General features: G+C 51.3%; 25 protein-coding genes. 11 read left to right on the forward strand and 14 right to left on the reverse strand.

Annotated elements, in window-relative coordinates; all coding sequences use genetic code 11:
• Nucleotides 1-77 precede the first annotated feature (77 nt).
• Complete coding sequence (locus Q9L42_RS06650) at nucleotides 78-266, forward strand: DUF2970 domain-containing protein (RefSeq protein ID WP_305909209.1); 189 nt, start codon at nucleotides 78-80, stop codon at nucleotides 264-266.
• 77 nt (nucleotides 267-343) lie between these two features.
• Here the strand turns inward: Q9L42_RS06650 and Q9L42_RS06655 are convergent, their stop codons facing one another.
• A complete protein-coding gene (locus Q9L42_RS06655) occupies nucleotides 344-745 on the reverse strand; it encodes a hypothetical protein (RefSeq protein WP_305909208.1) in 402 nt (133 codons plus the stop codon).
• A 612-nt stretch (nucleotides 746-1,357) separates the two neighbouring features.
• Here Q9L42_RS06655 and Q9L42_RS06660 point away from each other — a divergent pair.
• From Q9L42_RS06660 to Q9L42_RS06670, 3 genes are all read left to right on the forward strand, one after another.
• The gene (locus Q9L42_RS06660) at nucleotides 1,358-1,486 is read left to right on the forward strand and encodes a hypothetical protein (RefSeq protein ID WP_349432386.1); all 129 of its coding nucleotides are present in this window, start codon (nucleotides 1,358-1,360) and stop codon (nucleotides 1,484-1,486) included.
• Between the two features lie 598 nt (nucleotides 1,487-2,084).
• Nucleotides 2,085-3,989, forward strand: coding sequence for a DCC1-like thiol-disulfide oxidoreductase family protein (locus tag Q9L42_RS06665; RefSeq protein WP_349432388.1), 1,905 nt, complete (start codon nucleotides 2,085-2,087; stop codon nucleotides 3,987-3,989).
• Nucleotides 3,990-4,090: 101 nt separating this feature from the next.
• Entirely contained in the window at nucleotides 4,091-4,213 is a 123-nt protein-coding gene (locus Q9L42_RS06670) for a hypothetical protein (protein ID WP_305909207.1), read from the forward strand.
• Nucleotides 4,214-4,266: 53 nt separating this feature from the next.
• On the opposite strand, the gene Q9L42_RS06675 is transcribed toward Q9L42_RS06670, so the two are convergent.
• On the reverse strand, nucleotides 4,267-5,442 hold the full coding sequence (locus tag Q9L42_RS06675) for a PilT/PilU family type 4a pilus ATPase (protein ID WP_305909206.1): 1,176 nt from the start codon (nucleotides 5,440-5,442) through the stop codon (nucleotides 4,267-4,269).
• Between the two features lie 305 nt (nucleotides 5,443-5,747).
• Here Q9L42_RS06675 and Q9L42_RS06680 point away from each other — a divergent pair, with 305 nt between their 5' ends.
• From Q9L42_RS06680 to Q9L42_RS06700, 5 genes are read left to right on the forward strand one after another with little or no spacing between them, the layout of a single operon-like run.
• Nucleotides 5,748-6,791 carry a tRNA (5-methylaminomethyl-2-thiouridylate)-methyltransferase gene (locus Q9L42_RS06680; RefSeq protein ID WP_305909205.1) on the forward strand — a complete coding sequence of 348 codons (1,044 nt, stop codon included), beginning with the start codon at nucleotides 5,748-5,750 and terminating at the stop codon, nucleotides 6,789-6,791.
• Nucleotides 6,788-7,012 (forward strand): sulfurtransferase TusA family protein, encoded by a 225-nt coding sequence (locus Q9L42_RS06685; RefSeq protein ID WP_305909204.1) that lies wholly within the window; start codon nucleotides 6,788-6,790, stop codon nucleotides 7,010-7,012. Before Q9L42_RS06680 ends, Q9L42_RS06685 begins: the two co-directional genes overlap by 4 nt.
• A 1-nt stretch (nucleotide 7,013) precedes the next feature.
• Nucleotides 7,014-8,159 (forward strand): cation diffusion facilitator family transporter, encoded by a 1,146-nt coding sequence (locus Q9L42_RS06690; RefSeq protein ID WP_349432391.1) that lies wholly within the window; start codon nucleotides 7,014-7,016, stop codon nucleotides 8,157-8,159.
• Nucleotides 8,160-8,192: 33 nt separating this feature from the next.
• Nucleotides 8,193-9,407 carry a bifunctional glutamate N-acetyltransferase/amino-acid acetyltransferase ArgJ gene (argJ, locus tag Q9L42_RS06695; RefSeq protein ID WP_305909202.1) on the forward strand — a complete coding sequence of 405 codons (1,215 nt, stop codon included), beginning with the start codon at nucleotides 8,193-8,195 and terminating at the stop codon, nucleotides 9,405-9,407.
• Entirely contained in the window at nucleotides 9,388-10,359 is a 972-nt protein-coding gene (locus Q9L42_RS06700; protein WP_349432393.1) for a Nudix family hydrolase, read from the forward strand. Before argJ ends, Q9L42_RS06700 begins: the two co-directional genes overlap by 20 nt.
• Here Q9L42_RS06700 and trxC read toward each other — a convergent pair.
• From trxC to Q9L42_RS06760, 12 genes are all read right to left on the reverse strand, one after another.
• A complete protein-coding gene (gene trxC / locus Q9L42_RS06705; RefSeq protein WP_432648882.1) occupies nucleotides 10,356-10,787 on the reverse strand; it encodes a thioredoxin TrxC in 432 nt (143 codons plus the stop codon). The two genes, Q9L42_RS06700 and trxC, sit on opposite strands and share 4 nt — an antisense overlap.
• Before the next feature lie 87 nt (nucleotides 10,788-10,874).
• Complete coding sequence (yacG, locus tag Q9L42_RS06710) at nucleotides 10,875-11,078, reverse strand: DNA gyrase inhibitor YacG (protein WP_349432395.1); 204 nt, start codon at nucleotides 11,076-11,078, stop codon at nucleotides 10,875-10,877.
• On the reverse strand, nucleotides 11,078-11,848 hold the full coding sequence (zapD, locus tag Q9L42_RS06715; RefSeq protein WP_305909199.1) for a cell division protein ZapD: 771 nt from the start codon (nucleotides 11,846-11,848) through the stop codon (nucleotides 11,078-11,080). The genes yacG and zapD overlap by 1 nt, the downstream gene beginning before the upstream one ends.
• Before the next feature lie 144 nt (nucleotides 11,849-11,992).
• Entirely contained in the window at nucleotides 11,993-12,583 is a 591-nt protein-coding gene (gene coaE / locus Q9L42_RS06720) for a dephospho-CoA kinase (protein WP_305909198.1), read from the reverse strand.
• A 5-nt stretch (nucleotides 12,584-12,588) separates the two neighbouring features.
• Nucleotides 12,589-13,461 carry a prepilin peptidase gene (locus Q9L42_RS06725; RefSeq protein WP_305909197.1) on the reverse strand — a complete coding sequence of 291 codons (873 nt, stop codon included), beginning with the start codon at nucleotides 13,459-13,461 and terminating at the stop codon, nucleotides 12,589-12,591.
• A gap of 51 nt (nucleotides 13,462-13,512) precedes the next feature.
• Nucleotides 13,513-14,736: a type II secretion system F family protein gene (locus Q9L42_RS06730; RefSeq protein WP_349432396.1), complete on the reverse strand. Its 1,224-nt coding sequence runs from the start codon at nucleotides 14,734-14,736 to the stop codon at nucleotides 13,513-13,515.
• Nucleotides 14,737-14,738: 2 nt separating this feature from the next.
• A complete protein-coding gene (pilB, locus tag Q9L42_RS06735; protein ID WP_305909196.1) occupies nucleotides 14,739-16,451 on the reverse strand; it encodes a type IV-A pilus assembly ATPase PilB in 1,713 nt (570 codons plus the stop codon).
• 142 nt (nucleotides 16,452-16,593) lie between these two features.
• Nucleotides 16,594-17,388 (reverse strand): response regulator, encoded by a 795-nt coding sequence (locus Q9L42_RS06740; protein WP_305909195.1) that lies wholly within the window; start codon nucleotides 17,386-17,388, stop codon nucleotides 16,594-16,596.
• A gap of 2 nt (nucleotides 17,389-17,390) precedes the next feature.
• On the reverse strand, nucleotides 17,391-18,845 hold the full coding sequence (locus tag Q9L42_RS06745; RefSeq protein ID WP_305909194.1) for an HDOD domain-containing protein: 1,455 nt from the start codon (nucleotides 18,843-18,845) through the stop codon (nucleotides 17,391-17,393).
• On the reverse strand, nucleotides 18,846-21,653 hold the full coding sequence (locus Q9L42_RS06750) for a valine--tRNA ligase (RefSeq protein ID WP_349432397.1): 2,808 nt from the start codon (nucleotides 21,651-21,653) through the stop codon (nucleotides 18,846-18,848).
• 520 nt (nucleotides 21,654-22,173) lie between these two features.
• Nucleotides 22,174-22,602 (reverse strand): DNA polymerase III subunit chi, encoded by a 429-nt coding sequence (locus Q9L42_RS06755; protein WP_349432399.1) that lies wholly within the window; start codon nucleotides 22,600-22,602, stop codon nucleotides 22,174-22,176.
• Nucleotides 22,595-24,076, reverse strand: coding sequence for a leucyl aminopeptidase (locus tag Q9L42_RS06760; RefSeq protein WP_305909193.1), 1,482 nt, complete (start codon nucleotides 24,074-24,076; stop codon nucleotides 22,595-22,597). The genes Q9L42_RS06755 and Q9L42_RS06760 overlap by 8 nt, the downstream gene beginning before the upstream one ends.
• Before the next feature lie 104 nt (nucleotides 24,077-24,180).
• Between Q9L42_RS06760 and lptF the strand changes: the two genes are divergently transcribed.
• Together lptF and lptG are read left to right on the forward strand one after the other, a co-directional pair.
• Nucleotides 24,181-25,311, forward strand: a complete 1,131-nt coding sequence (gene lptF / locus Q9L42_RS06765) for an LPS export ABC transporter permease LptF (RefSeq protein ID WP_305909192.1) — start codon at nucleotides 24,181-24,183, stop codon at nucleotides 25,309-25,311.
• A complete protein-coding gene (lptG, locus tag Q9L42_RS06770) occupies nucleotides 25,308-26,375 on the forward strand; it encodes an LPS export ABC transporter permease LptG (protein ID WP_305909191.1) in 1,068 nt (355 codons plus the stop codon). Before lptF ends, lptG begins: the two co-directional genes overlap by 4 nt.
• Nucleotides 26,376-26,410 lie beyond the last annotated feature (35 nt).

The raw sequence follows: 26,410 nt of genomic DNA on the forward strand, positions 1-26,410 counted from the left end.
CAGAACGAGGTTTGGCTATTGCCTTGGCTTACGCCAAAGTATATTATAAATAACTAATATTTGAAGGGGAGATTCTCATGTCAAAACCAGGCATCCTGCAAGTCATAAAGAGTGTTGTCGCCGCCGGCATAGGCGTTCAAAGCAATAAAAACCGCGAAATTGATTTTCAACATGGTTCTTTGTCGAGCTATGTCATTGTCGGCTTTGTCGCCACCATTTTATTTATTCTGACGTTGGTTTTCATCGTCTCCAATGTGACGCCATGAAATAAAACAAACGATTGATTTTAACAAAAAAAAGCCCGGCATGTACCGGGCTTTTTTGTCGGCGGCTGGCGGCAGCCTTACTCCGAGGTCTTGAAGCTGTCTTTGATGCTGACAAACATCTCTTTGATGCCGCCAAACAGGGTTGCAACTGTGAGGGATTCATTCAAAATGAATTTAGCGCGGACCAGAGCGACCGATAAAAAGCCGGCTAAGGGCGGCAGCAGTTCATAAAGGATATTTAAAAATATGCCGCCGGTCCCTTTTTCGTTCGTGGCGCGGTCGCCGACGCTGCCCAGCGAGCGGTCATACTCGGCTCCGATGTCGTCGCCTTGATACGTATCGATAATAACGATGTTAAGTTGAACGAATATCCATTGGACTGCAAAGAACAGGGCTGCGCAACCGGCGACCCAAAATAAACCGTGAGGTTTTTTTATTTTTAAAACAGCCTGGTATACCCAGATTGCTGTCAATATCATTATTATACCACCAATCATTTTAATTCCTCTTAGTTGTTTTTATATAGTTATACAAGCAGATAAACAAGGGCCCATACTACTCATATTCACTCGATATGGCAATTTGAGAGATGATCTGTTGCGGCAAAAATCGGCGGACTGAATTTTGCCGCAAGACGAGTCGCTATTTACGCCTGCCCGCTAAGAAAGTGCTGAATAAACCGGCGCTTCCCCAATGTGTGGATGAAAGGTGGAGCTCAGTGTCTGCAAGATATTGATTTTTTATAGCTTTTGGTAATCCGCTTCGCCATCTGCGATCGTTGGGAAATCTAAGAATGGATTTATACAACGTTTCCTCAAACAACAAATTTGAGGCGGGGCTGTTTTGCTTAGCTTAGCCTCTAAGTCAGCCTATGTTGAAACTGAATGGGTGTATAAAATAGGTTTATAGTCATTATAATGATGATATATAGTGATGCGGTCGGGAGGGTCATTTGTGCTGCGAAGAGTCCTGGATTGGCTTTTAAAACCGATCAATTGCTTGACTTTATGTCTATCTAAAGTAACATATCGCCTTCCGATGCCATTGTTTTTGGCACATTTATTTACAACAACATTAAAGGTAGGACACTCATGGGAGCGATCTTAGACTTAACAGAACTGTTAAAAGAGCCGGCTGGTATGATTGGAGCGGTTGTAATTATCGCTGCAGGATATTTTTTCGTAAAATGGGTTTTCTCTGAACCTAGCGACGAAGAGTAAGCTAGAAATAGCCATACTGTTAAAAGGCCGTTACTGTATTCAGTAACGGCCTTTTTTGTGGTCTAAGGAATGGCAGCAATTCCCAGTTTGTAACTATTCAGTATCTTTCAGGGTTTAGGGAGTAGGCCATTGATTTCTCGGGACGCGTTCACCCAGCACCTAAATACCCTAGATTATTGGCTATGATTAATAATCTTCGTTAATTTAGGTGCTGGGTGAATACTTCCCTGTAAGCTCTGACTGCAACGTCCTGTTGCAGACAGCCCGATAAATCAATAACCTACTCCCTCTGATAAAACTACGCTGAATAATTACCCCAGTTTAAGTATTTTTGCAGGGTTTAGGGCATGGGGTGTGTCTGTCTAGGAGCCCAGCACCTAAATTTTCCTGGAATGTAAAATATCGTCCGGTAGCCATGGAATTTAGGTGCTGGGTAAACCCATCCCTGGGGGCTTGACGGCAGCATCCTTGCTGCCGACATCCTCGCCAAACACACCCCATGCCCTTTTTGAACGCCAAAGTGGGAATTGCTGAAGAAATGGCCTCGACGCCAATAAATACCTTATAATTTGTGCATTTTTGCATTCCCTTTATCAACATGTACAAGTTTCTAACTGCGCGGATCTACAGTCTTTATCAGCAACAGGCGCCGGCGACAGGCGTCGGTCTTTTTCGCCTGTTGTTCGGCCTGGTTACCTTACAGGAAACGCTTTTTCTGCTCTATTTCAATCATCTGATTTTCGACCCGATTCCTTACTTGGATGTTGAGTTTCCGATGATTTATTTCTTTATTTGCCTGTGGGCTGTGGTCGCTATTTGCGTCACGGTCGGCTATCGCTGTCAGACGGCCCTGATCGCCAACTACGTTTTTTGGATCATTTTCGTTAATTTTACGCCAATGCAGCGTGATTTTGATGGCGGGTTTGATCTGTTCATGATCGGCGCGAATTTTATGCTACTGTTCATGCCGGCGGACAAGGCGTTCTCCATCGATGCATTGAGAAAAAAATTAAGCCGGCCTTTCGTGCATTATTCGCGCTACCCAAGAGCAGAGGTTTCGGTGCTGGCTTATTATTTGCCTGTCGCGATTTGTCTCGGTTTTTTGTATTTTGACTCGGCGATCCACAAGATGTTTGCCGAGCATTGGCGCAATGGTTTGGGGGCGTGGCTGCCTTCTTCGATACCTTATTATGTATCGGCGCTAAACATGTCCTGGTTGCTGAACATCGAGATTCTGCAGAAAATTATCGGCTACACGATCATTGTTTTTCAGTTCACCTTCATTTTTTTGTTTCATGTTCGCGCCCTAAGACCGATTTATTTTGTGATAGGGGTCGGCCTACATTTGGGTATCACGCTGACGTTCAATATTTATCCCTTTGGCCTGGGGATGTTGATTTTCTATGCCTTGGTTGCGCCTTTTTCGTGGTATCGGGCCATCGGCGGACTGTTGCAGGCTAAAGCGCCGACATTAACGGTTTTTTACGATGAGCAGTGCCCGCTGTGCAATCGAACGGTGTTGGTTCTGAATCATTTTGATGTTTTCAATTGCATCGCATTCAAAGGGGCGCAAGCTTATGCCGGCCAGTACCCGGCGTTGAATAGCATTGCCGAAAGCGAATTGATGAGCGATCTATATGCGCTGGATGATAATGGGCGAGTCTATGCCGGACTCGACACCTATATTCGGATTCTGCTGAATATGCGTTACCTCTTCCCGGTCGGTTTGTTGTTACGCCTGCCCGGCGTTTATCACTGCGCCAGCGCTTACTATCGAAAAATCGCCGATAACCGAGCGAGATTAAGCTGTGATCAAACTTGTGATTATCAAACGGCGGAAATCGAGCCGATGTGGTATGGCCGGCTGTTTACCGTCGCCGATACTAAACTCGCTAGACGCCATAGTCTTAGACTCGGTAAGATTCTGGTGCTGTTGTTGTTATTGCAATTGAATAGCAGTATACACTACGGCATCGTTTATCGGCTGGATATCGACACCAAACAGCATGCGCTGACCCGGGCCTTGGCTAATGCCAGTAATTCGCTGATTATGCTGTCGCAGACTTTTTGGGGAATCACGCCGCACGCCCTTTATCTACACGATCATTTTGAAGGCTATAATCATTTGATCGCCTTGACCTATCTCGATCAGAACGGTGACGAGCAATGGCTGTCTTTCGTCAATGAACAAGGCCGGTTGGTTGCGCCCAATTGGGGGCGAGTCCATTCGATGTGGGCCAATATCGCTGTGACCCCAAAAATCGATGATCTGCGCTTACGCAAATTCATTATGAAGGTGACCGCGTTTTGGGGTATCAAGTCGGGGCTTGAGCTGGATGATACGACCTTTTTGGTGAAATTGAAAAAGATCGAAGCGCCCTTTACTTGGCGCGAGAACTTATTGAATAAGAATTTGTCCGGCTCATGGCGGTCTATCGGGACTGCGCGCTGGCAGGGGAAAACGATCGAGATAACACTGCCAGAAGACATCAATATTTTATGACAAACAATTTGTTGATTTGATGATTTAGCCGTGTTATAAATTAGACCGTGCTTAACCAATAGTACATAAAATAAATATAAAAAACCTTTTTGGAGGATGTTATGAAAAAAGTATTGTCTCTGTTAGCTATGACTTTAATGATTGCTGGTCTGACCGGTTGCATGGATAATCCAGATGGTTCTAAACAAAAAGTTTCAAGCGCTACATCTTCTATTCAGCTTTAATTTTAAGCGATAGATGGAAAAGGTCTGCCGCTGCCGCGGCAGGCCTTTTTTATTTATTTTTCATTCTCCTCCTCGCTTTCGTCATCCTTTTCCAGTTCCTGTAAAGCCAGTTTAGCCAAGCCGGCCGATTTACTTGATTTTTCGGTCTCTTCTGCTGTCGCTGAGCCACGTCCTTCACTCAGGTTGATTTTTAATTTCAGGTTGTTTGGCGAATCCGCATTGCGGAGCGCTTCTTCCAGAGAAATGGTTCCGGCTTTGTAGAGTTTTAGCAGATGGCTATCGAAGGTTTGCATGCCGATGTTTTCCGATTTTTCCATCGCCTCCTTGATGGAATGGATTTCGCCTTTATGAATCAGGTCGCTGACCAACTGTGTGCCCAGCAGGATTTCGATTGCTGCGGTTCTTTTGCCGTCGACGGTCGGGATTAGCCTTTGCGAGACAAATGCCTGTAGGTTCAGTGATAAGTCCAGCAATAATTGGCCGCGGCGTTCTTCCGGAAAGAAATTGATGATTCTGTCTAAGGCCTGGTTGGCGTTGTTGGCATGCAGCGTCGAAAGGCATAAGTGACCGGTTTCGGCGAAGGCCAGTGCGTGCTCCATGGTTTCCTGGCTGCGGATCTCGCCAATCAAGATGACGTCCGGGGCCTGTCTCAAGGTGTTTTTCAGCGCGTCTTCGTAGGAGCAGGTGTCGACGCCGACTTCCCGTTGGTTGACCAGGCATTTTTTATGCGGATGAACATATTCAATCGGATCTTCTATCGTGATGATATGGCCCGATGAATGGCTGTTGCGATGGTCGATCAGCGCGGCCAGCGAGGTCGATTTCCCGGAACCGGTGCCGCCGACGAACAGGATCAAGCCGCGTTTTTCCATAATCTTGTTTTTCAGTATCTGCGGCAGGCCTAGGTCATCGGCGTTGGGGATGTCTACCTTGATGTTGCGTATCACCATCGCATGGCTGTTGCGTTGTTTGAAGATATTAACCCGAAACCGGCCGATGCCTGGCTCGGCGATGGCCAGGTTCATTTCCGGAACATGCTCAAATTGCTCGCGCTGTTCGGCATCCATGATGTCGTCGGCAATCGCCTTGATTCGCTCCTTGCTCAGCGCCGTCGCCTCCAGCGGTTTTAGGGCGCCCTGAAATTTCGCCGCCGGCGGCGCGCCGACGGTCAGGTAAAGGTCGGAACCATCTTTATGCACAAGAATCTTAAGGTAATCTTTGAATTCCATAATATTAGTTGTTGTTAGCTTTAAGTACGCGTAACTATTCAGTATCTTTCAGGGTTTAGGGAGTAGACCATTGATTTCTCGGGACGCGTGAATACATCCATGTAAGCTCTGACTGCAACGTCCTGTTGCAGACAGCCCGATAAATCAATAGCCTACTCCCTCTGATAAAAATACGCTGAATAATTACAAGTACGCTAGAGTTTAGTCAATAATGCGACAAGTGGAAGCCAGACTGGCTATTAAACAGGTATAATAACAAGCATTTTTTCCGATAGTCGGTTGACTGGTTAATTTTTTTAGATGTTATGAATAAGCAAAGAAAAGCGGTGGCATTGATTTCCGGAGGACTGGATTCGATGTTGGCGGCAAAAGCGGTCATGGAGCAGGGCGTACAAGTTGAAGGGATTAATTTTTTTACCGGTTTTTGCGTCGAAGGTCATACCCACGCCATCCGTAACAAGGATAAGGCCAAGCCTAAGCGTAATAATTCTCTCTGGGTGGCGGAGCAACTGGGCATTAAACTGCACATCGTCGATATTATCGAAGAATACAAGGATGTGCTGATCAATCCGAAGCACGGCTATGGCGCTCATATGAATCCTTGCTTGGACTGCAAGATTTTCATGGTGAACAAGGCCAAACAGTGGATACAGGAAAATGGTTTCGATTTCATTATCACCGGTGAAGTGATAGGACAGCGGCCGATGTCGCAACGAAAGGAAACGATGCCGATTGTCGCGGCGGAATCAGGCGCCGATGACCTGTTGTTACGGCCGTTGTGTGCGAGAAATCTGCCGCCTACCTTGCCCGAAAGAGAAGGCTGGGTAGACCGGGAAAAGCTGTTTGATTTCAGCGGCCGCACACGCAAACCGCAGATGGCGTTGGCGAAACAATACGGTTTTGACGATTATGCTCAACCGGCGGGCGGCTGCTGTTTTCTGACCGATGAAAAATATTCGCTGAAACTGGTTGATTTATGGCAAGCGCGAGGAGAAAAAGACTATGATCTCGATGACGTGATGTTGTTGAAAGTCGGTCGTCATATCCGCCCGAAAAGCAACTTCAAATTGATCGTCGCTCGGGAAGACGGCGAGGCGCGTTTCATGCAAGGGTATAAGAAAGACTATATCAACATGAACTGCGCCAGTCATCGCGGCCCGCTAGTTTTGATCGATGGTGCGCCCAGCGAAGAGGATTTGTTGCTGGCCGGGCGAATTACGGCTCGCTATGGCCAGGGGCGCGATGCAGAGCTAGTCGATATTGCGATACGGGAAAAAGGCCGCGACGAGCGCGTCGTCCGGGTTAAACCGTTGGCGGCGGACGAAATTCCGCAGGAGTGGTTTGTATGAGTAAGGAAGTACTGGATGTCAGGCGCTTGCTCTGTCCGTTGCCGGTGATTCGCACCCAGGATAAGGTCAAAACCCTGAACAGCGGCGATGAGCTGACGGTCGTATGTACCGACCCGGGCGTCATGCAGGATATTCCGGCTTGGTGTCGAATCAACGGTCACAGGGTGATCGATAGCCGGAGCGAAGAGGGAGAATATATTATCGTATTGGAGGTGGCTTGAGGTGGTGGTCAGCCAAGATGCAGACCAGCTTGCCAAGCTGAAAACCAGAGTCTCTTATGTTGCGGCGGCCGTCAATGTTTTTTTAACGCTGATTAAAATCAGTGTCGGCGTTTTCGGACAGTCGGCCGCGTTGATCGCCGATGGTGTCCATTCGCTGTCCGACTTGTTGAGCGATCTGTTCGTCATCGTCGCAATAAAAATGGGCAGTCGCGAAGCCGATTATGAGCATCCGTATGGGCATCGCCGTTTTGAAACGATCGCCACGGTATTGCTGGGGCTGGGCTTGATCGTCATCGCTGGCGGCATCGCCTGGGATGTAAGCGAACGGATATTGCATCCGGATCGGTTGCTGATTCCCAGCCGGGAAACGATGGGCATCGCGTTGATTTCGATATTGGCCAATGAATGGCTGTATCAATACACCCGCCGCATCGGAGAGCAAACACGCTCCAAACTGTTATTGGCCAACGCCTGGCATCACCGCAGTGACGCCATCTCTTCGGTAATTGTGTTGTTTGGCATTGCAGCGGTGCTATTGGGTTATCCAGCCGCCGATGCCTTCGCCGCGATCATCGTCGCGTTGATGGTCGCTAAAATTGGTTTGACGCTGGTGCTGGAGAGTATCAATGAGCTGGTCGATACCTCGTTGCCCGAACCGTTGGTTAACGAGATTCGGCGCGCAATTAAAACCACCGACGGGGTGCGGGGCATTCATTTATTGCGTACGCGTCAAATGGGGGAGGACGCCTATGTCGATGCGCATATCGTCGTCGATCCGCGCATTACCGTTTCGGAAGGTCATATGATCGGCGATATCGTCAGGGATCAATTGAAAAGCGAGTTCGATGATATCGTCGATGTGTTGGTTCATGTCGACCCAGAGGACGATGAATTTAAGAAGGTTAACGAGCCTCTGTTGACCCGCAAGGAGATACAAACACATTTGGAGCATTATCTGGGGGAGTTTTGGCCGTATATCGATGAATTCAGAGTCCATTATTTGGATGGTTTGTTGGAGCTGGAAGTGATGCTGCCGCCGATGTTGTTCAGTCAGCAGCAGCAGGTTGAAAAGATCAAACAACGCTGTGCGTTGTTGGAAAAAAAGGTCGATAAGGTCGCCAAGATATATGTGTTTTTTAAAGCCTGAGGTTCGGGCAACAGAATTAGAGTGGATTTTGAGATGGCTGTAGGAAAATGTATCTTTCCGCCTATGCATCAGGTGAGCGGCATTCGGCTGGGAACCTGCAACGCGGGCATCAAACAAAGCGAACGGGACGATATTCTGCTGATCGAAATGGTCGAAGGCGGTCAATGTGCGGCGGTCTTTACCCGCAATGCCTTTTGTGCGGCGCCGGTGACGGTCGCTAAAAAGCATTTGGGTCGGCAGCCGCGTTGGCTGTTGGTCAATGCCGGCAATGCCAATGCCGGCACCGGCGAGCGCGGCATGCAGGACGCTTTGCGCAGTTGCCGCGAACTCGCCGCGCTTGCAGGCGGTGAAGCCGCGCAGGTGTTGCCTTTTTCCACCGGTGTGATTGGAGAAAATTTGCCTATCGATAAGCTGACTGCGGCGCTGCCAAAGGCGCTAGCCCAGCTTGCCGGCGAGAACTGGAGCCGGGCGGCTAAGGCGATCATGACGACCGATACAGTCGCCAAGGGCGCATCGACAGTGATCGAGATAAACGGCCGGCCGGTGACGATTACCGGCATCTCCAAGGGCTCGGGTATGATTCAGCCGAATATGGCGACGATGCTCGCTTTTGTCGCCACCGATGCAAAAATCAGTCAGCCGTTATTGCAGCGCTGTTTATCGGCGGCCGTGGAACAGTCTTTTAACCGCATTACCGTCGACGGCGATACCTCGACCAACGACGCCTGCGTGTTATTGGCCAGCGCCTGTGCCGAGGCGCCTGAAATCATGCCGGATAGCGAGGAATATGCCGTTTTTTCGGCGGCTGTGCAGACAGTTTGCCAGCAATTGGCTGAGGCGATCGTCAGAGACGGCGAGGGCGCCACTAAGCTGATCCGGATTATTGTCGAGCAGGCGGAAAACGATGCGGAAGCCGTCTTGGTGGCGAAAACCATTGCCCATTCGCCGTTGGTGAAAACGGCTTTTTTCGCCAGCGATCCGAACTGGGGACGGATTCTTGCCGCCGTCGGCCGCGCCGGTCTGGAAAACCTCCAGTTGGAGCAGGTGGAAATCTACCTCGATGATGTTTGTATCGTCGCGCATGGCGGTCGGGCCGCGGCTTATACCGAGACTGCAGGACAGGCTGTGATGAACCAGGAGGAAATATGCGTGCGCGTGGTTTTAGGAAGAGGGCGGGCGTGCCAGCAGGTATTAACCTGCGATTTTTCCTATGATTATGTCAGGATCAATGCCGAATACCGGACTTAATCAACAACGGCAAGACCAGGGTCTCGCGGTGCATGTCGCGGTCGGCGTGATTGAAGATGTCGATGGAAAAATACTGATCGCTAGACGGCCAGATCATGTGCATCAGGGGGGGCTGTGGGAATTTCCCGGCGGCAAGCTCGAGTCCGGAGAATCGGTGCGTCAGGCGTTGTCGCGCGAACTGGATGAGGAGCTGGGTATTCGCTTTAAGCAGGCGCAGCCGCTGATCAAGATCGCTCATCGCTATGCCGAGCTCGATGTTCTGTTGGATGTTTGGCGGATCAAGGCGTTTGCAGGACAAGTCAGGGGGCGCGAAGGGCAGGAGGTGAAATGGGTCAAACCCGAGCAACTGTCGGACTATCAGTTTCCGGCCGCCAACAGACCGATTATCAGTGCGGCAAGATTGCCCAGCCATTACGCCATTCTGGAAGGCCGTGATGAGACGGCGGTATTGACCCATCTTGGCGCACTTATTGAACAGGGCGTCAAGCTGGTGCAGTTGCGCCTGAAAAACTTCACAAGGGCGGTTCCCAAGCGTTTGTTGCAGGACATCAGCGCCGAATGCAGTCGTCATGGGGTCCTGCTCTTGGCCAATTCCGGTTTGCAAGGACTTGCAGGCATCAACACCGCCGGTGTTCATTTGACCAGCCAGGACTTAATGCGCTGTAGAGATCGTCCGAAACACTGTCGATGGTTGGCTGCTTCCTGTCATAATCTTATCGAATTGCGGCAGGCGGAAAACATAGGGGCTGATTTTGTCGTGTTGGCGCCGGTATTGGAGACACGCAGTCACCCGGATGCCGCGCCGTTGGGTTGGCAACAGTTCGCCGAATTGACAGCGCAATGTTCATTGCCGGTTTATGCGTTGGGCGGACTCAGGCAGGCCGATCTTGACCGGGCCTTAATGGCCGGCGCGCAAGGGATCGCCGGCATCAGCACGTTTCGACAACGTTAAAGAGCCGCCTGAATCCAGCGGATAATATCCGCTGCCCCCATCGCCCCGGCTTGGCGGGCGACTTCCTGGCCCTTGCGAAAAAGGATCAGCGTCGGAATGCTGCGTATGCCGTATTGAGCGGCAATCCCCTGTTCCTGTTCGGTATTGAGTTTGGCTAAACGAACCTGGGGTTCCAGTTGCGCGGCCGCCTCGCTGAAGGCCGGCGCCATCATCTTACAGGGTCCACACCACGGGGCCCAGAAGTCGACGATAACCGGGATGTCGTTGCCATGGAGGTGGCGAGCAAAATGAGCGGCGGTTAATGCCAGCGGCTGGGCGGTGAAAATGGCCTGTTTGCATTTGCCGCATTTTGGGGCCTGCTGCAAGCGCTCGGCGGCTATCCGGTTGGTTGTATGGCAGTGCGGGCAGACAATATGAAGGGTTTTCATTATTATTCAGCGTAGTTTTATCAGAGTGCCTAAAACCCGAAATATACGGAATGGTTACGGTTTTTCATGCTAAGGCCATCGGTAACGTTAGTGTAAAAATCCGTCACAATCGTCTGCCGTCTCGATAAAAGCCGGTTCGCCAGCGATCTTTTTTTCTTCCATCGCCCATTCCCCCAAGTCGATCAGTTTGCAGCGCTCGCAGCAAAAGGGTCTGAAGCGTTGTTGTTCGCTCCATTGCACCGGTTTTTTGCAGGTTGGGCAATGGACGGTCAGTGGTTTTTGATTACTCATTAGAACATGCAGCGGGTTAACGAAAAGGGAATATCATCCTGACTTTGAGTCGGACGGTTTTCATCGTTCGAAGGTTTCATGAAACGGATCGTGAATCTGTGCTTGCCGCCGCTGATTTCGGCAAAACAAGGGAGTTCGGCGTCGATGCTCACTCTGAGCAGTTGTAATGGGTGACTGCTGTCCAGCGCCATCTGAAAAAAACCGGCTTCCGCAATCTCATCAGTCGGTGTCATGCTATGTCTGACGAAGTTGAGGATCAATTCAATCGCCGTGCGGATATCAATCAATGGCTTCGTCCAGCGTTCCAGGTCTTTTTGTTGTTCGGCGTCTTCTTGCTCCAACCAATAATGAAAGGCCGGTAAATCAAATGAACAGCTGCCGCCGGGTATGGCATTGCGTTGCGAAATACTCTGAAATAAGTCGCTCTCCATGACATTGACGCCTATTTTGCCATTGCTGCTGTATAGGTTTTTACTGACTTGATTCAGTTGTGTGAGTAGTTGTTGCAATTTATCGGTATCAACGCCTTGGCTGTTGCCAATCTGGTTTAGCACCTTGATATGACGATCGAGTTCTTTCAACAGTTCCGATTTCAAGTCATTACGGCGGAAAATCATCAGAATGTCGAGCAGTACCGAAATGGCAGCGCGTTTATCGTAGATGGTAGAACCGGCGCTAAAATGACTCAGTTGCAGGAATAATTGTTCCAATCGCATAAAGACGCGAATCCGTTCATTGAGCGGAAATTCATATGTAGTCTGTGTATTCAAGCCGGGTTTGCCCTAAGGTTTATCTGATCGAAAGGAATTAATGCGGTCTATCGGTAGTATTTTATTTCGGTTTTTATCCTTAAGGCCATCTTTTTACTGGGTCGGGATGGCTTTAAAGCGGATTATTTTCTACCGAGGTTAAATTTATGACCATTTCAGATATAAATTGTGAAGCTTTTTTACTTGTTCTGCAAGTTGGCGGGGCGTTTTTGAATTGTCAATGATGTCGTCGGCGCGAGATAAACGCGTATCTCGACTAACCTGGCTGGCGATGATGCGATTAATCAGCTCGGTGGACAGACCGTCGCGCTGTTTGACGCGCGCTATTTGGGTTTCCACCGGACAGTCGATGACCAAAACTCGGTCTATGCGCGTGGTCATGTTGGTTTCCAGTAGTAACGGTATGCTGACGATGCAATAGGGGGCGCGCAATTGTCGAATTTCCGCCTCGATCTGGGCATAGATCAGCGGATGAAGGATATTTTCCAGTTTTTTCTTTTCCGCCGGTTCGGCGAAGACCCGCTCACGCAGTGCGGCTCTGTCAAGCGAGCCATCGGCATTGATAATCTCACTGCCGAATGCGTTTTCCAATTGTCGCAAAGCGGGTTGCCCGGTCGTCACCAGGCTATGGGCGATCACATCGGCATCGATGACCGGCGCCCCCAATTGCTGGAAGAGTTTGGAAACGGTAGACTTGCCGCAGCCTATGCCGCCGGTCAGGCCGATTCTAAGCATTGCCGTTATAAGCCGATGGTATTCAGATAGAGGCGGTTGATCTCGTCCCCCCAGATCAGCGCCAGCCAGCCGGCGGCGGCCAGGTAGGGCCCGAAAGGGATCGGTGTGTTACGGTCTTTTTTGACCAGGATAACCATCGCGATGCCGATCACGCTGCCAACCAGCGACGATAACAGAACGATCAGCGGTAAATATTGCCATCCCAGCCAGGCGCCGAACAACGCGAGCAGCTTGAAGTCGCCATAGCCCATGCCTTCCTTGCCGGTCAGCAGTTTAAACAGCTGATAAATCGTCCATAGGCTCAAATAACCGGCAATGGCGCCGATGATGCTGGATTGGGGGTCGGTATAAACCGAAAACAAGCTTAAAAACAATCCCAGCCACAACATCGGTAGGGTGATCGAATCAGGCAGCAATTGGTGATCGATATCGATGAAGCTGGCGGCGATTAAACACCAGGTCAGCAATAAAGCGAACAGCATTTCGGCGCCGTAGCCGAAATGCCAGGCGACAATCGCCGAACAAATGCCGGTGAAAGCCTCGATCAACGGGTAACGCGGAGAAATCGCGCTGCCGCATTGCGCACATTTTCCTTGCAAAAACAGATAGCTGAAGACCGGGATATTTTGATAAGGCTTGATGTCGGTTTGGCAGTGTGGGCAACGCGACAGAGGTACGAGCAGGTTGAACCTTTCCGCTTGCGGTTCTTCCTCCAATTCCAGAAATTCCCGACATTCCCGCCGCCAGTCCCGGGTCATCATCACCGGCAGGCGGAAGATCACGACATTCAAGAAGCTGCCGATCATCAGGCCGAGCACAAAAATGACGGCCGTTAACAAGGTCAAGGAATGTTGCAGGGTATCGAGTAATAATTGCATGTTCTATGTAGGGGCGCGGGTAGCTGATAAAATATGGGAGCAATCGTCGAATTAGCCAACCGCTGCACCGAGCTTGAAGATCGGTAGATACATCGCGACAATCAGGCCGCCGACCAGAATCCCCAAGATAGCCATGATAATCGGTTCCATCAGGCTGCTCAAGTTGTCGACCAGATTGTCGACTTCCTCTTCATAGAAGTCCGCCACCTTGTCGAGCATGGCGTCTATCGAGCCCGACTCCTCGCCGATCGCAACCATCTGTATGACCATATGTGGAAACAAATTGACCTGTGACATGGAAAACTGCAGCTGCTGGCCGGTCGAGACATCCTCGCGCATCTTCATCACCGCGTCATGATAAATAATGTTGCCGGTGGCGCCGGCCACCGATTCCAGCGCCTCGACCAGCGGCACGCCGGCGGCCGACATCGTCGACAATGTACGGGCAAAACGAGCGATTGCCGACTTGTGCAGAATCATGCCGACGACGGGGAGTCTCAGCAGCGTGCGGTCGAGAAATTGATTGAAGGGGCGGGAACGCTTCTTGAAATAACCGAACACATAAATGGTGACGCCGATGACGCCGAGCACCGCCCACCACCATTGCTGGGCCCATTCCGATAAGCCGATGACGAATTTTGTGAATGACGGCAGATCGGCGCCAAAACTCTGGAATAAATCCTCGAATACCGGCACCACGAAAATCAACAATATCGCCGTGACGATGAAAGCGACCACCAGCACGGCGATCGGATAGGTCATGGCCTTTTTGATTTTTTTCTTCAGCGATTCGGTTTTTTCCTTGTAGGTGGCAATCTTGTCCAGCAACGTTTCCAACACCCCGGCCTGTTCGCCGGCCTCGACCAGATTGCAGAACAAATCGTCGAAGTACAGGTTTTTTTTACGCAAAGCCTGGGCCAGGGTGTCGCCGCCCTCGATATCGGTCTTGATCGACAACAACATTTCCGACATGCTGGCGTTTTCATGACCTTTACCGATGATGTCGAAGGACTGCACCAGTGGCACGCCGGCTTCCAGCATCGTGGCCAATTGACGGGCGAATACGGCGATATCGGCCGGCGTGATTTTTTGCACCTTGGCGCCAAACAACGGCTTGGGCTTGGGCTTGATTTTGATGACGCGAACCCCCATGCGTCTCAGGTCGGTTCTGGCGATCGTCTCGCTCTTGGCGCTGATTTCGCCCTTGGTTTTATTGCGCTGTTTATCGATGCCTTCCCAGATGAAGTCGATCTGTTCTTCTTTCTTTTCTGCCATGATTATTCCTTCGTTACCCTGTCAATTTCTTCCAACGTGGTGATGCCTTGCTTGACCTTGAGCAGACCGGAGGCCCTCAGATCGTTGATGCCCTCGCTTAACGACAGCTCGGCCATTTCCATCGCATTGCCGCCGCGTAGGATGAGGGCTCGCATGGCTTCGCTGATCGGCATGACCTGATAAATGCCGACCCGGCCTTTATAGCCGCCATTGCAATGCTCACAGCCGACATGGGTATAAATTTGTAGACCGGCCAATTCTTCTTTATTGAAACCTGCGTCCAAGTAGATGTTGTCCGGATAGTCGGCCGGTTGTTTGCAGTGCTCGCATAGGCGCCGGGCCAGCCTTTGCGCCATGATTAAATTGACCGCGGAGACGATATTGAAAGGCTCTATGCCCATTTGCATCAGGCGGTTGATCGTTTGCGGCGCATCGTTGGTGTGCAGGGTCGATAATACGAGGTGGCCGGTTTGCGCGGCTTTTACGGCGATGCTGGCGGTTTCCAGGTCGCGAATCTCACCGACCATGATGATATCGGGGTCTTGACGTAAAAAGGCCTTCAGCGCCTCGGCGAAGGTCAGGCCGGCTTTCGGGTTGACGTTGACCTGATTGATGCCTTCTACGGTAATTTCCACCGGGTCTTCGGCGGTGGAAATGTTCCGTTCCATACTGTTCAATATATTCAGGCCGGTGTAGAGCGACACCGTCTTCCCGCTGCCGGTCGGCCCGGTGACCAGCACCATGCCATAAGGCCGATGAATCGCTTTAAGAAAGAGTTGTTGTTGCGCCGGTTCAAAGCCCAGTTTCTCGATGCCGAGTTGGGCGCTGGTCGGGTCGAGTATCCTCAGCACCACTTTCTCGCCGAACAGGGTAGGGCACGTATTGACCCGAAAGTCGATGGCGCGGTTCTTGGATAATTGCATCTTGATGCGTCCGTCCTGAGGCACGCGGCGCTCGGCGATGTCCATTCTGGACATGACCTTGATGCGGGAAATAATCCGGTTGGCGATATTGGCGGGCGGGCTGGCGGCTTCATAGAGTATGCCGTCGCCGCGGAAGCGGATGCGGAAAGTCTTCTCGAACGGCTCCAGGTGGATATCGGATACGCCTTTTTTAATCGAATCGAGCAGAATCTTGTTAACGAAACGGACAATCGGAGCGTCATCGATATCGGAAGTGTTTTCTTCTTTCGGAGTCTCTTGTTCGCCGCCAGAGATGTCGATGTTTTCCAGGTCTTCATCGAGCAGGTCCGCCATCGAGGTGTCGGCCGCTTCCAGCGAAGCCTCGATCGCCTTGCCTAACTTATCTTCTTCGACCAGAATATTTTCGGTGTTGAGACGGGTGTGGAATTTGATCTCGTCCAGCGCCTGAAAATTGGTCGGATCGGAGGTGGCGACAAATAAACGATTGCCGCGCTTGAACAGCGGCAGGGCATGATGGTGCCTGATCAGTTTTTCGTCGACCAGTTTGACCGGCAGCGAGCGGATGTCTATGGCGTCGAGATCGAAAAACGGCACACCGAATTCCAGCGAGGCGAAGGACGCAATCGTTTTACTGTCTAGATGCTGGTTATTAACCAGGTAGCTGATTAACGAGATTTTTTGCTTATCGGCTTCTTGAAATGCGGTTTGGGCGCTTTCTTCTGTCAGCAGACCTTTTCTTATCAGACATTTGGTCAACCCGCTGAATTGTAAATCACTTACTACTGTCGACATGAAAGGGAATGTTTAAATTTACAGTATAGGAAAATATAGATGAAATCAGGATTTTGTCCACTTCAGGCCGGATAATTCATCAGGGGAGGCTTTAATTATTTAGCTGCGTTAGGTTCGCGGCCGGTTACGTTGGAAGCTAAGGCTAATTGAGTAATTGCAGGATCAGTTTTTTGATTCCGGATGGTTCGAAGGGCTTGTCCAGCACCGCCGAAACCCCTTCTTTTTCCACCGCAGCGAGTCGGTTCTGATTTTGTTCGCTGGTGACCATCAGTACCGGGGTCAGTTGTTGGCCGGGTTGATGGCGAATATGCCGGGTCAATTCCAAGCCGTCCATTTCCGGCATATTGAGGTCGGTAATGATTAAATCGAAATAGCGTTGGCGCAAAATATTGATCGCCTGTTTGCCATTTTCAGCCGTCGTGACCAATTCGATGCCCAGGTCGTTGAGGATGCGGATGATGAAATGTTGCGAGAGCTGGCTGTCGTCGACCAGCAATACGTTCAGGTCTTCGATATCGAAATGATCCAGTTCGACTTTGCTCGGATTCAAGTAATCCAAGGTTGCGGAAAGGGCGATATCGAGTTCCTGCGGACTGAAGGGCTTAGGCAGTATGCCTATTGCGCCGGCTTGTCTGATCGGCTCCAGGTATTTGATGTTGGTTTCGCTGGAAATCAACAAGAACGCCATGTCATAGGAGGCCTCCTCTTCCCTGATCGCATGAACCAGGTCAACACCAGTCATGTCCGGTAAATACATGGCGCTGATGATCAGATCGGGCTGATTATGGGGCAATGAGTCCAAGGTATGCGCTCCCGACGTTAGCGTGACGATGTCGGCGATGCCGAATTCACCCAGGTGTTGCTTAATAATCAGTTGTTGGGTATGGGAGGGTTCTACAAGATAAACTTTTAGATCGGTGAATTCTTTGCGGTCCATAGTTAGAGGCTTCTCATCCGGTATAAGGTCAAGCCGATGCAAGCCTGTTTGGCAAAATGCTTGCTGGCGTCGAAGTCATCGAGGTTCAAAGAGGCCTGGCTGATGGCGCGGTCGCAATAAATCATGCCGATGACTTTTTGTTCGGTCGCGACGGGAATGACAAAACATTCGTTATGGCCGGTCAATTCCATGATCTGTGGGGTGTAGAGCTGGCGATGTTGTTGCGGATTCGCCCAAATGCCTTCGACTGTTTCCAGGCTATGAAAAAATAGATTTGCTCGTCCGTTGTTGCGCAGTTGTATTTTGCTGCCGGCGGACTCAGGTCGGCCGAAGTAGAATTTCTCGTGCAATGATTTTTTGTCGGCGCCCAACAATAGAAACAGCGTTCTGTCCATGCCGACGCCCCGATGTATGCCTTCGAGCACCAATTCGAACAGGATATTAAGATTGATCGCGCCACTGATATGGCTGCTGATTTCCTCCAGGATGCGGAACTGGACTTGTTTTTTATCCACCTTGTTGCCGACTGCCGAGTCGCTATTGTCAGGTGGTGTTAGTCGCCGTTTCGAACTGGCGTCTATAAACTTGGAGGCATCATGAGCGCCAAATTGTATCGCCGTTTTTATGGCCTGCGCGGTACAGCGCTTGATTCGGGTTTCCAGCTCGGCGTTGGCCAGGCCGGTGACATGACTTAGTTTCTTTAGGCATTGTTGCATCACCGCCGAATCATCGCCGGCTTTGCTGGCCTGGCTGATTTCATGCCCTAGCTGGACTAGCCGTATGCGGGGGTTGTCGGCATCGGGCTGATGGATGGCCTCTTCGATCAAGCCGCCTAAATGCCAGGATTGACTGAGTCGTTTGCTCAATTGTTGTAGGCTGAAACCCAAGACCTTTATTTCCGCTTCGCGGATCGTGTAGCCGCCTGATTCGATCAGCTCATTGATTTGCAGCGCCTGTTTATCGCTGAAGCACCAGAAGGCGATCTTGCCGATATTATGCAGTAGGGCGGCAATGAATACGCCTTCCGGTGATGGATCATTGCTGGCGACGGCCAGCGCCTTAGCCTGCACGGCGGCATGAATGGCGTGGGCGATTTCTTCGTTAGCGCGTTCTTTGTTGTCGGAAGACAATATCGATTCAAAAAATGAACAAGCCAGGGTGAGTTCGCGGATCGTCGCGGCGCCGAGAATGACGATGGCGCGGGACACGGTGTTGATCGGTTGGCGGGAAGGGTTGTAGTAGCTGCTGTTGCTGACCCTGAGCAGCTTTGCGGTCAGGTTGGGGTCCTGTAGGATGATGGACGCCAGTTCCATGGCGCCCTTCTTTTTGTCATCCAGGGTCGCATAAATAGTATTGGCAGTATTGGAAAAAATCGGCATTTCCTGCTCGCACAGCACCTCAGTCCATTCCTCGATGGACTTGGTTTGTATTGGCTGGGTTACGCTACTGCCATTCATTTAAAGCGCTTTGATTTTACTCAGCTGTTCATTCAGGTTGTTCAGTGAAGAGCGTAAGCTTGTTAGTTTGCCTTTTTCTTTATCGATGACCGCGGCTGGCGCCTTATCGATAAAATTCGAGTTATTCAATTTTCCTTCGATGCGAGGCAATTCTTTTTCTATTTTCTGAATTTCCTTATTCAATCTGACCAGTTCCGCTTCCTTGTCGATCAGTCCGGCCATAGGAATCAGTATTCTCATGTCACCGACCAGAGCGATAGCCGATTCTGGGGCATGATCGTTTTCCGCCAGCCAGTTGATCGACGCCAGACGGCCTAGCTTCAATAGATAGCTTTGATTGCTTTGCAATAACACGCGATCATGCTCTGAGCCATGTTGTAACAGCACATTCAGGGGTTTGCCCGGCGCGATATTCATTTCGCCGCGAATGCGGCGTATGCCTAGGATAAAAGCCATCAGCCAGTTGGTGGCGCCGATGGCTTGTTCATCGATCTGGCTGTTATCGGCCTCAGGATAAGGTTGCAACATGATCGTTTCGCCCGATACGCCGGCCAGTGGCGCGACCCGTTGCCAGATTTCCTCGGTGATGAAGGGGATCAATGGGTGGGCGATGCGCAGGATATTTTCCAGCACTCGCAACAGCGTTTTACGGGTGCCTCGTTGCAAGGCGGCGTTATCGGATTGCAGAGAGATCTTCGACAGCTCAAGATACCAATCGCAATATTCATTCCAAATGAATTCATAAAGAGTCTGCGAGGCCAGGTCGAAACGATAATTTTCGATCGCATCGCGGGTTTGGGCGATGACCTGATTTAGGCGCGAAACGATCCATAAGTCGGCCTGTGAGTATTCCAGAGCGGCATCGGACAGGCCGTTATCCTGCCCTTCGGTATTCATCAGCACATAGCGGGCCGCGTTCCATAGCTTGTTGCAGAAGTTTCGGTAACCCTCGGTGCGAGCCAGATCGAAGCGGATGTCGCGGCCGGTGGAAGCCATCGAGGCGAAGGTGAAGCGTAACGCATCGGTGCCGAACGAAGGTATGCCGTCGGGGAAATGCTTGCGGGTCGCTTGCTCGATCTTCTTGGCCAGATGCGGTTGCATCATGCCCGATGTGCGTTTCTCGATCAACGCCTCCAGATCGATGCCGTCGATCAGATCGATCGGGTCAAGCACGTTGCCTTTGGACTTGGACATCTTCTGCCCTTCGGCGTCGCGCACCAGGCCGTGAATATAGATTTCCTTGAAAGGCGCTTGGCCTTGAAACTTCAGGCCCATCATGATCATCCGCGCCACCCAGAAGAAGATGATGTCGAAACCGGTGACCAAAACGCTGGTGGGGTAATGCTTGGCCAGTTCCGGCGTTTGTTCCGGCCAGCCCAGCGTAGAGAATGGCCACAAGGCTGATGAAAACCAGGTGTCTAGGACATCGTCATCCTGTTTCAGAGGATAATCGTCCGCCAGTTCATGTTTGTCGCGGATTTCCTGCTCAGAGTGGCCGACATAGATGTTGCCTTGATCGTCATACCAGGCCGGGATGCGGTGACCCCACCAGATTTGTCGGGAAATGCACCAATCTTGAATATTGCGCATCCATTCGAAATAGGTGTTTTTCCAGTTGTCGGGCACAAATTTGATGTCGCCTTGCTCGACCGCCTCGATGGCCGGTTTGGCCAGCGGCTCGATCTTGACATACCACTGGTCGGTCAGAAACGGTTCGATCACGGCGCCGGTCCGGTCGCCGCGTGGCACCATCAGCTTGTGGTCTTCGATTTTTTCCAATAGGCCCTGAGCGTCCAGGTCGGCGACGATGCGTTGGCGCGCCTCGAAGCGTTCCAGGCCGATGTATTGCGCCGGAATGATGTCGAAGCCGTCGTCGTTTTCGCGGATATTGGCATCGGCGGTAAACACGTTGATCAGGCCGCCGTGCGGTAGATCGGCGATTGCCGACATGTCGCGATGACGAAGCCAAACCTCGTAATCGTTGAAGTCATGGGCTGGTGTGATCTTGACGCAGCCGGTGCCGAATTCTGGATCGACATAGTCGTCGGCTATGATCGGAATGCGGCGGCCGGTGAGCGGCAATTCGACGAATTCACCCAGCAGGTGTTTGTAGCGCTCATCGTCCGGATGAATCGCGACAGCGGCATCGCCGAGCAGGGTTTCCGGCCGTGTGGTCGCGACAATCAGATGTCCTTTGCCGTTTGCCAGCGGATAGCGCATGTGCCACATCGAGCCGTTTTCTTCCTCGGATAGTACTTCCAGGTCCGATACCGCGGTATGCAGCACCGGATCCCAGTTTACCAGGCGTTTGCCGCGGTAAATCAGGCCCTCTTCGTAGAGCTTGATGAACACCTCGCGGACCGCTTTGGACATGCCGTCGTCCATCGTGAAGCGTTCTTTTTCCCAGTCCAGCGAAGAGCCCATGCGGCGCAGTTGGCGAGTGATGGTGCCGCCGGATTGTTCTTTCCATTCCCAGATTTTTTCGATGAACTGTTCGCGGCCGTAATCATGACGGGTTTTGCCCTCGGCATTGATCAGTCTTTCCACGACCATTTGCGTGGCGATACCGGCATGGTCGGTGCCCGGCTGCCACAGTGTGCTGCAGCCTTTCATGCGATGATAGCGAGTGAGCGCATCCATGATGGTGTCCTGAAACGCATGTCCCATATGCAAGCTACCGGTGACGTTGGGGGGAGGGATCATGATGCAATAGGAATCACCTTCCTGTTTTGCCGCAAAATAGCCTTTTTCTTCCCAGGTGTTGTACCAGCGTTGTTCAATTGAATGGGGTGCGTAGGTTTTTTCCATGGATTTCTGTAGATTTTTCTTGATGATAAATAAAATTATTTTAACCGGAAAATGAGCGAGTCGTGCTTTTTTACCCTAATTCCGGCAATTCCCAGGTTGAGTATTTTGCGGTGTTTAGGGCATGGGGTGTGTCTGTCGAGGAGCGCCGTTCACCCAGCACCTAAATTATGCTGGAATGTAAAATATAGTCCAGTAGCCATGGAAATTTAGGTGCTGGGTAAACCCATCCCTGGGGGCTTGACGGCAGCATCCTTGCTGCCGACATCCTCGCCAAACACGCCCCATGCCCTTTTTGAACGCCAAACTGGGAATTGCTGCCCTAATTCCGGCAATTCCTAGTTTGGGCATTTTAGCGGTGTTTAGGGCCTGGAGATCGTCTGTCTAGGAGCGCTTCGCCAAACACTACCCATACCTCGCCGGCGTCGAGGGAAAGCAAGGGTCGGCGTAAAACAGCCATTGCAGTTGCTAGGGCAATCAGGCCCGCGGTTCCCGCTAAACACTCAAGGGCACAAGCATCGCCTTACATCTGATGCGTGGTAATGTCCAGTCCGGCTTCTCGGTAATAGCGATAGCGGTTTCTGCCGACCTGTTTAGTCGCTTCGCTGTTATCCAGGATTTCCAGAATACGGCCGCAATGTTCGCTTTGTTGAGGGGGGGTCGCAGACAGATTCACGACAACCTCGCGCCATTGCTCGGGAACGGGGTCGCCGCCGATCAGGATAGTGCGCCGAATAGCCGGTAGCTGCCCTTGATGTCGTTGATGCGGGACAAAACTGCCAGGCCTAAAGGTCCATAACTGGTCGTCCAGTTGCTGGCTTTGTTGCTCCGAATCGGACAAGACATAACAATAATGGCCGCTACGATAAACCTTTTCGATCAATTTGCAGGCAAAGGCCTGCCGTTCCTGTTGCGATTGGGACGGCAAGATATAAAAACTGACCTCAGGCATTGGCCCGGTTGAGTAAATACTGGGTCAGCATCGCCACAGGGCGACCCGTTGCGCCTTTGTTCTGACCGGTGCGCCACGCGGTGCCGGCGATGTCCAGATGAGCCCAGCGATAGTCTTCGGTAAAGCGAGACAGGAAACAGGCGGCGGTAATCGTGCCGGCTTCCGGACCGCCGATATTGGCTAGGTCGGCGAAATTGGATTTAAGTTGTTCCTGATATTCTTCCCATAACGGCAAACGCCAAACGCTGTCACATGCGCTTTCGCTGGCTTTGCTCAGGTCCTCGCACAAGGCGTCGTCATTGCCCAGCAGGCCGCTGGGCACGCGTCCGAGAGATACGATGCAGGCGCCTGTCAATGTGGCCAGGTCGATGACTACCTCTGGATTGAATTTTTTCGCATAGGTCAGCGTATCGCAGAGAATCAGGCGGCCTTCGGCATCGGTATTCAATACTTCGATGGTTTTTCCGGACATGCTGGTTAGAATATCGCCCGGTTTGTTGGCGTCGCCATCCGGCAGGTTTTCCGAAGAGGGAACGAGGCCGACGATGTTCAGCGGCAGGGCCATTTGCGCAGCCGCCCGCAGGACGCCGATGACCGTGGCGCCGCCGCACATATCATATTTCATCTCATCCATGCCGGCGCCGGGTTTCAGAGAGATGCCGCCGGCGTCGAAGGTCAGACCCTTGCCGACCAATACGATCGGTTTGGAGTCGGCATCGGCGCCTTGATAATTCAGCGTGATCAGTTTGGCAGGCTGGCGGCTACCCCGAGACACGGCCAAGAATGCGCCCATGCCTAAGGCTTCCATATGGTTTTCTTCCAGGATTTCGCAGTCCAGGTTGTCGAACTCTGCCGCCAGTTCGGTGGCTTTTTCGGCCAAATAAGTGGGAGTGCAGATGTTGCCGGGTAGATCCGCGAGCTGTTTGCACAGATCCATCGCTTGAGCGATCGCCAGACCCTGCTTCAGTCCCGTTTCGGCCAGGGCGCCGTCGTCGGCGACTATGGCGACTGATTGCAGTTTTACCTTATTGTCTTCGCAATTTTTGGTGTACTGGTACTGGTACAGGCCGTCGTTGAAAACTTCAACGGTTTGCCGGGTTTTCCACTGCGCGTCAGCCTCGGTTACCTCTATATCATGCAATGCGCTGGTGACCGCTTGCAGTTTGCTGTCCCTGATCGATTTGATCGCGGCGGCCAAGGCTTTGCGATAATGTTTGCGCGTGACTTTGCCCTTTTCGCCGAGACCGACCAGCAGGATGCGTTCGATATTGCCGTCCGGTAGCACATTGAGCAGCAGTGTTTCTCCTATTTTTCCTTGGATATCGCCGCGTTTGATGACTTTGTCGATCGTTCCCTGGGTCAAACGATCAAGCGCGCTGGCGACGTCGCTGAGTTGTTGATTTTCGTAGATGCCGGCAATCAGGCAATGACTTCGCAGTTTGTCTAAGGGTTGGGTTTCTATAGAATAGTCCATGTCAGTCATCTTTTTACATAGCATTAAAAGGATTGTCATACTGCGGATTGCAGTAGAATACTGCACAAATTATACATGAGAATGGTGGGGAAAGTTGTTTGAACATGGGATCGGTTAAAATAGGCAATGGCAAATCATACCGACTGGTAACGGTGCTGGATAAAATGATTTTTAGTGATTTGCTGAAAACGGTATTAGCCGTATTATCGGTGATAGTCATCATCATCGTCAGCCGCAAGTTCATCAAGGTGTTAGCCAAGGCGATAGAGGGCAGTCTTTCCAATGAAACGGTGTTGAGCATCTTAGGACTGAAGACGGTGGTCGCGACAGCGGCTTTTTTACCGGCCTCAATTTTTATGGCGGTGTTAATGGTGTTAGGGCGTATGTACCGTGACCAGGAAATGGCGGCTATTGCCTCGGCCGGGGGTGGCGCCATGACGCTTTATCGGGCGGTGTTTTTGCTGGTCTTGCCGCTGTCGCTAGCGGCGGCGGGTTTGTCGATGATGGCGGCGCCATGGGCCGAGGCGCGGATGCAGATATTGATGAGTGAAGACGAAAGTTCTGCCGATGTCCGTGGGATCTCGGCGGGGCGTTTCACCGAATACAGTGGCGGAGATTTGGTGTTTTATGCCGAGGATGTTGATGCCGATGGGCGCATGCATAATGTCTTTGTACAAAACCGTGAGCATGGCCAGTTGGGCGTCGTGAATGCGAAACATGGTCGTATGGAGTACCGTCCAGGCGGTCTATATTTGGTTTTGGAGCGAGGCGAGCGTATTCAAGGGGTTCCGGGACGCAAAAACTACGTCATGGAAAACTTTGAAGAATATGGCGTTCGCATCGAAAAGAAAACCCGCGCCGTCAGGCTGCACCGGGAGTCGGTTCCGACCAAGGAACTATGGCGGTCGGAGCAGTTGCCAGATATTGCCGAAATGCAGAATCGTCTGTCGACGCCACTCGGCGTTATTTTTTTGGCTTTTCTAGCGGTGCCGTTGGCTAAGTTGTCGCCGCGCGGCGGTGTTTATGGCAGTTTAATGGTCGCCTTTGCCATTTATTTTGTTTATGGGAATTTAAAAAGAGTGAGTCACAGTTGGGTGGTCAATGCAACAATTCCGGTGTGGATGGGCTACTTCTGGATATATCTGTTGTTATTGATATTGGGGTTGGCGTTGTTGGTGCGATTGTATGGATGGAAGTGGGTTGAAATGACTCTGACCGGGAAGGCCGTGCGATGAATGTGTTGACCGCCTATATAGTCAAGGAAGTCATCAAGGGTTCTTTGATCGCCTTGTTGCTGTTGTTAACCTTGTTCAATCTATTTACTTTCAGCGATGAGTTGAAGGACTTGGGGAAGGGCAGTTATGGCTTGAAGGAAATTCTGCTGTATTTGGCGCTGACATCGCCCCGAGTCTTTTACGAGCTGATCCCCTCGTCGGCTTTACTGGGCAGCTTGTTCGTGGTCGGTGCGATGGCTAACAATCGGGAAATCATCGCGATGCGGGCGATCGGTCTGTCGGTGTTTTGGGTGATCCGGGCGATCATGCTGGCGGGGCTGATTCTGGTATTGATTTCGCTGGCGGTGGGCGAGTTTGTGGCGCCGTGGGCTGAGCGGACCGCGCAAATGATCAGAACGACGGCGCAAAATGAAAAAGTGGTGATGCATTCCCGCTATGGCATGTGGCTCAGGGAAGGGAATAATTTTATCAATGTCCGACAGATTCACGAAGATGGCTTGTTGGGTGATATCAGTATTTACCAATTGAATGAGCAGTTACGCTTGGACTTGCTGAAACATGCCGAGACGGCGCGATATTTGGGGCAGCATCAATGGCGTTTGGAAAAAATTCGCTGGTCGGAGGTGTCGAGCCGGCAAGTTTTTGCGGGCCGGACGTCGAGTGAGCTTTGGAAAACCTCGATCGATCCTGACTTGTTGAATATCGTTGTGGTCAAAGCGGATAATTTGTCGCTCTATGATTTGTATATGTATATCGGCTTCTTAAAGGAAAACAACCAAAAATCCCAATCTTTTGAGTTGGCGTTTTGGAGTCGGCTGATCAATCCGCTGGTGACTTTTGTGATGCTGATGGTGTCGGCGCCCTTTGTCATTGGCATCAGGCGCGGTATAGGCGCCGGGGGGCGGATGATGATCGGCATTATCATCGGGATGACCTTCAATATTTTCGATAAGATTGCCGGTCATCTGGGCTTGGTTTACGGCTTCAATCCGATGCTGATGGCCATTTTGCCCAGTGTGCTGGTGTTTTGTGGGGCGGCGTATGCGGTCAGTCGGGTGAGGTAGGTCACTGGTGTAGCGGGTACACCAGTGGCGTCAGG

It is taken from the genome of Methylomarinum sp. Ch1-1, from assembly GCF_030717995.2.
GTDB classification, from domain to species: domain Bacteria; phylum Pseudomonadota; class Gammaproteobacteria; order Methylococcales; family Methylomonadaceae; genus Methylomarinum; species Methylomarinum roseum.

What these genes read in the sequence shown, in the direction of transcription:
- lptG (WP_305909191.1), top strand. Translation starts at nt 25,308, where the DNA reads ATGAATGTGTTGACCGCCTATATAGTCAAGGAAGTCATCAAGGGTTCT.
- argJ (WP_305909202.1), top strand. Translation starts at nt 8,193, where the DNA reads ATGGCTGTAGGAAAATGTATCTTTCCGCCTATGCATCAGGTGAGCGGC.
- Q9L42_RS06745 (WP_305909194.1), bottom strand. Translation starts at nt 18,845, where the DNA reads ATGAATGGCAGTAGCGTAACCCAGCCAATACAAACCAAGTCCATCGAG.
- trxC (WP_432648882.1), bottom strand. Translation starts at nt 10,787, where the DNA reads ATGAAAACCCTTCATATTGTCTGCCCGCACTGCCATACAACCAACCGG.
- Q9L42_RS06650 (WP_305909209.1), top strand. Translation starts at nt 78, where the DNA reads ATGTCAAAACCAGGCATCCTGCAAGTCATAAAGAGTGTTGTCGCCGCC.
- Q9L42_RS06675 (WP_305909206.1), bottom strand. Translation starts at nt 5,442, where the DNA reads ATGGAATTCAAAGATTACCTTAAGATTCTTGTGCATAAAGATGGTTCC.
- Q9L42_RS06680 (WP_305909205.1), top strand. Translation starts at nt 5,748, where the DNA reads ATGAATAAGCAAAGAAAAGCGGTGGCATTGATTTCCGGAGGACTGGAT.
- Q9L42_RS06665 (WP_349432388.1), top strand. Translation starts at nt 2,085, where the DNA reads ATGTACAAGTTTCTAACTGCGCGGATCTACAGTCTTTATCAGCAACAG.
- Q9L42_RS06700 (WP_349432393.1), top strand. Translation starts at nt 9,388, where the DNA reads ATGCCGAATACCGGACTTAATCAACAACGGCAAGACCAGGGTCTCGCG.
- Q9L42_RS06730 (WP_349432396.1), bottom strand. Translation starts at nt 14,736, where the DNA reads ATGGCAGAAAAGAAAGAAGAACAGATCGACTTCATCTGGGAAGGCATC.
- pilB (WP_305909196.1), bottom strand. Translation starts at nt 16,451, where the DNA reads ATGTCGACAGTAGTAAGTGATTTACAATTCAGCGGGTTGACCAAATGT.
- Q9L42_RS06755 (WP_349432399.1), bottom strand. Translation starts at nt 22,602, where the DNA reads ATGCCTGAGGTCAGTTTTTATATCTTGCCGTCCCAATCGCAACAGGAA.
- Q9L42_RS06750 (WP_349432397.1), bottom strand. Translation starts at nt 21,653, where the DNA reads ATGGAAAAAACCTACGCACCCCATTCAATTGAACAACGCTGGTACAAC.
- Q9L42_RS06655 (WP_305909208.1), bottom strand. Translation starts at nt 745, where the DNA reads ATGATATTGACAGCAATCTGGGTATACCAGGCTGTTTTAAAAATAAAA.
- Q9L42_RS06725 (WP_305909197.1), bottom strand. Translation starts at nt 13,461, where the DNA reads ATGCAATTATTACTCGATACCCTGCAACATTCCTTGACCTTGTTAACG.
- Q9L42_RS06660 (WP_349432386.1), top strand. Translation starts at nt 1,358, where the DNA reads ATGGGAGCGATCTTAGACTTAACAGAACTGTTAAAAGAGCCGGCTGGT.
- Q9L42_RS06760 (WP_305909193.1), bottom strand. Translation starts at nt 24,076, where the DNA reads ATGGACTATTCTATAGAAACCCAACCCTTAGACAAACTGCGAAGTCAT.
- Q9L42_RS06670 (WP_305909207.1), top strand. Translation starts at nt 4,091, where the DNA reads ATGAAAAAAGTATTGTCTCTGTTAGCTATGACTTTAATGATTGCTGGT.
- Q9L42_RS06685 (WP_305909204.1), top strand. Translation starts at nt 6,788, where the DNA reads ATGAGTAAGGAAGTACTGGATGTCAGGCGCTTGCTCTGTCCGTTGCCG.
- yacG (WP_349432395.1), bottom strand. Translation starts at nt 11,078, where the DNA reads ATGAGTAATCAAAAACCACTGACCGTCCATTGCCCAACCTGCAAAAAA.
- coaE (WP_305909198.1), bottom strand. Translation starts at nt 12,583, where the DNA reads ATGCTTAGAATCGGCCTGACCGGCGGCATAGGCTGCGGCAAGTCTACC.
- lptF (WP_305909192.1), top strand. Translation starts at nt 24,181, where the DNA reads ATGGGATCGGTTAAAATAGGCAATGGCAAATCATACCGACTGGTAACG.
- Q9L42_RS06740 (WP_305909195.1), bottom strand. Translation starts at nt 17,388, where the DNA reads ATGGACCGCAAAGAATTCACCGATCTAAAAGTTTATCTTGTAGAACCC.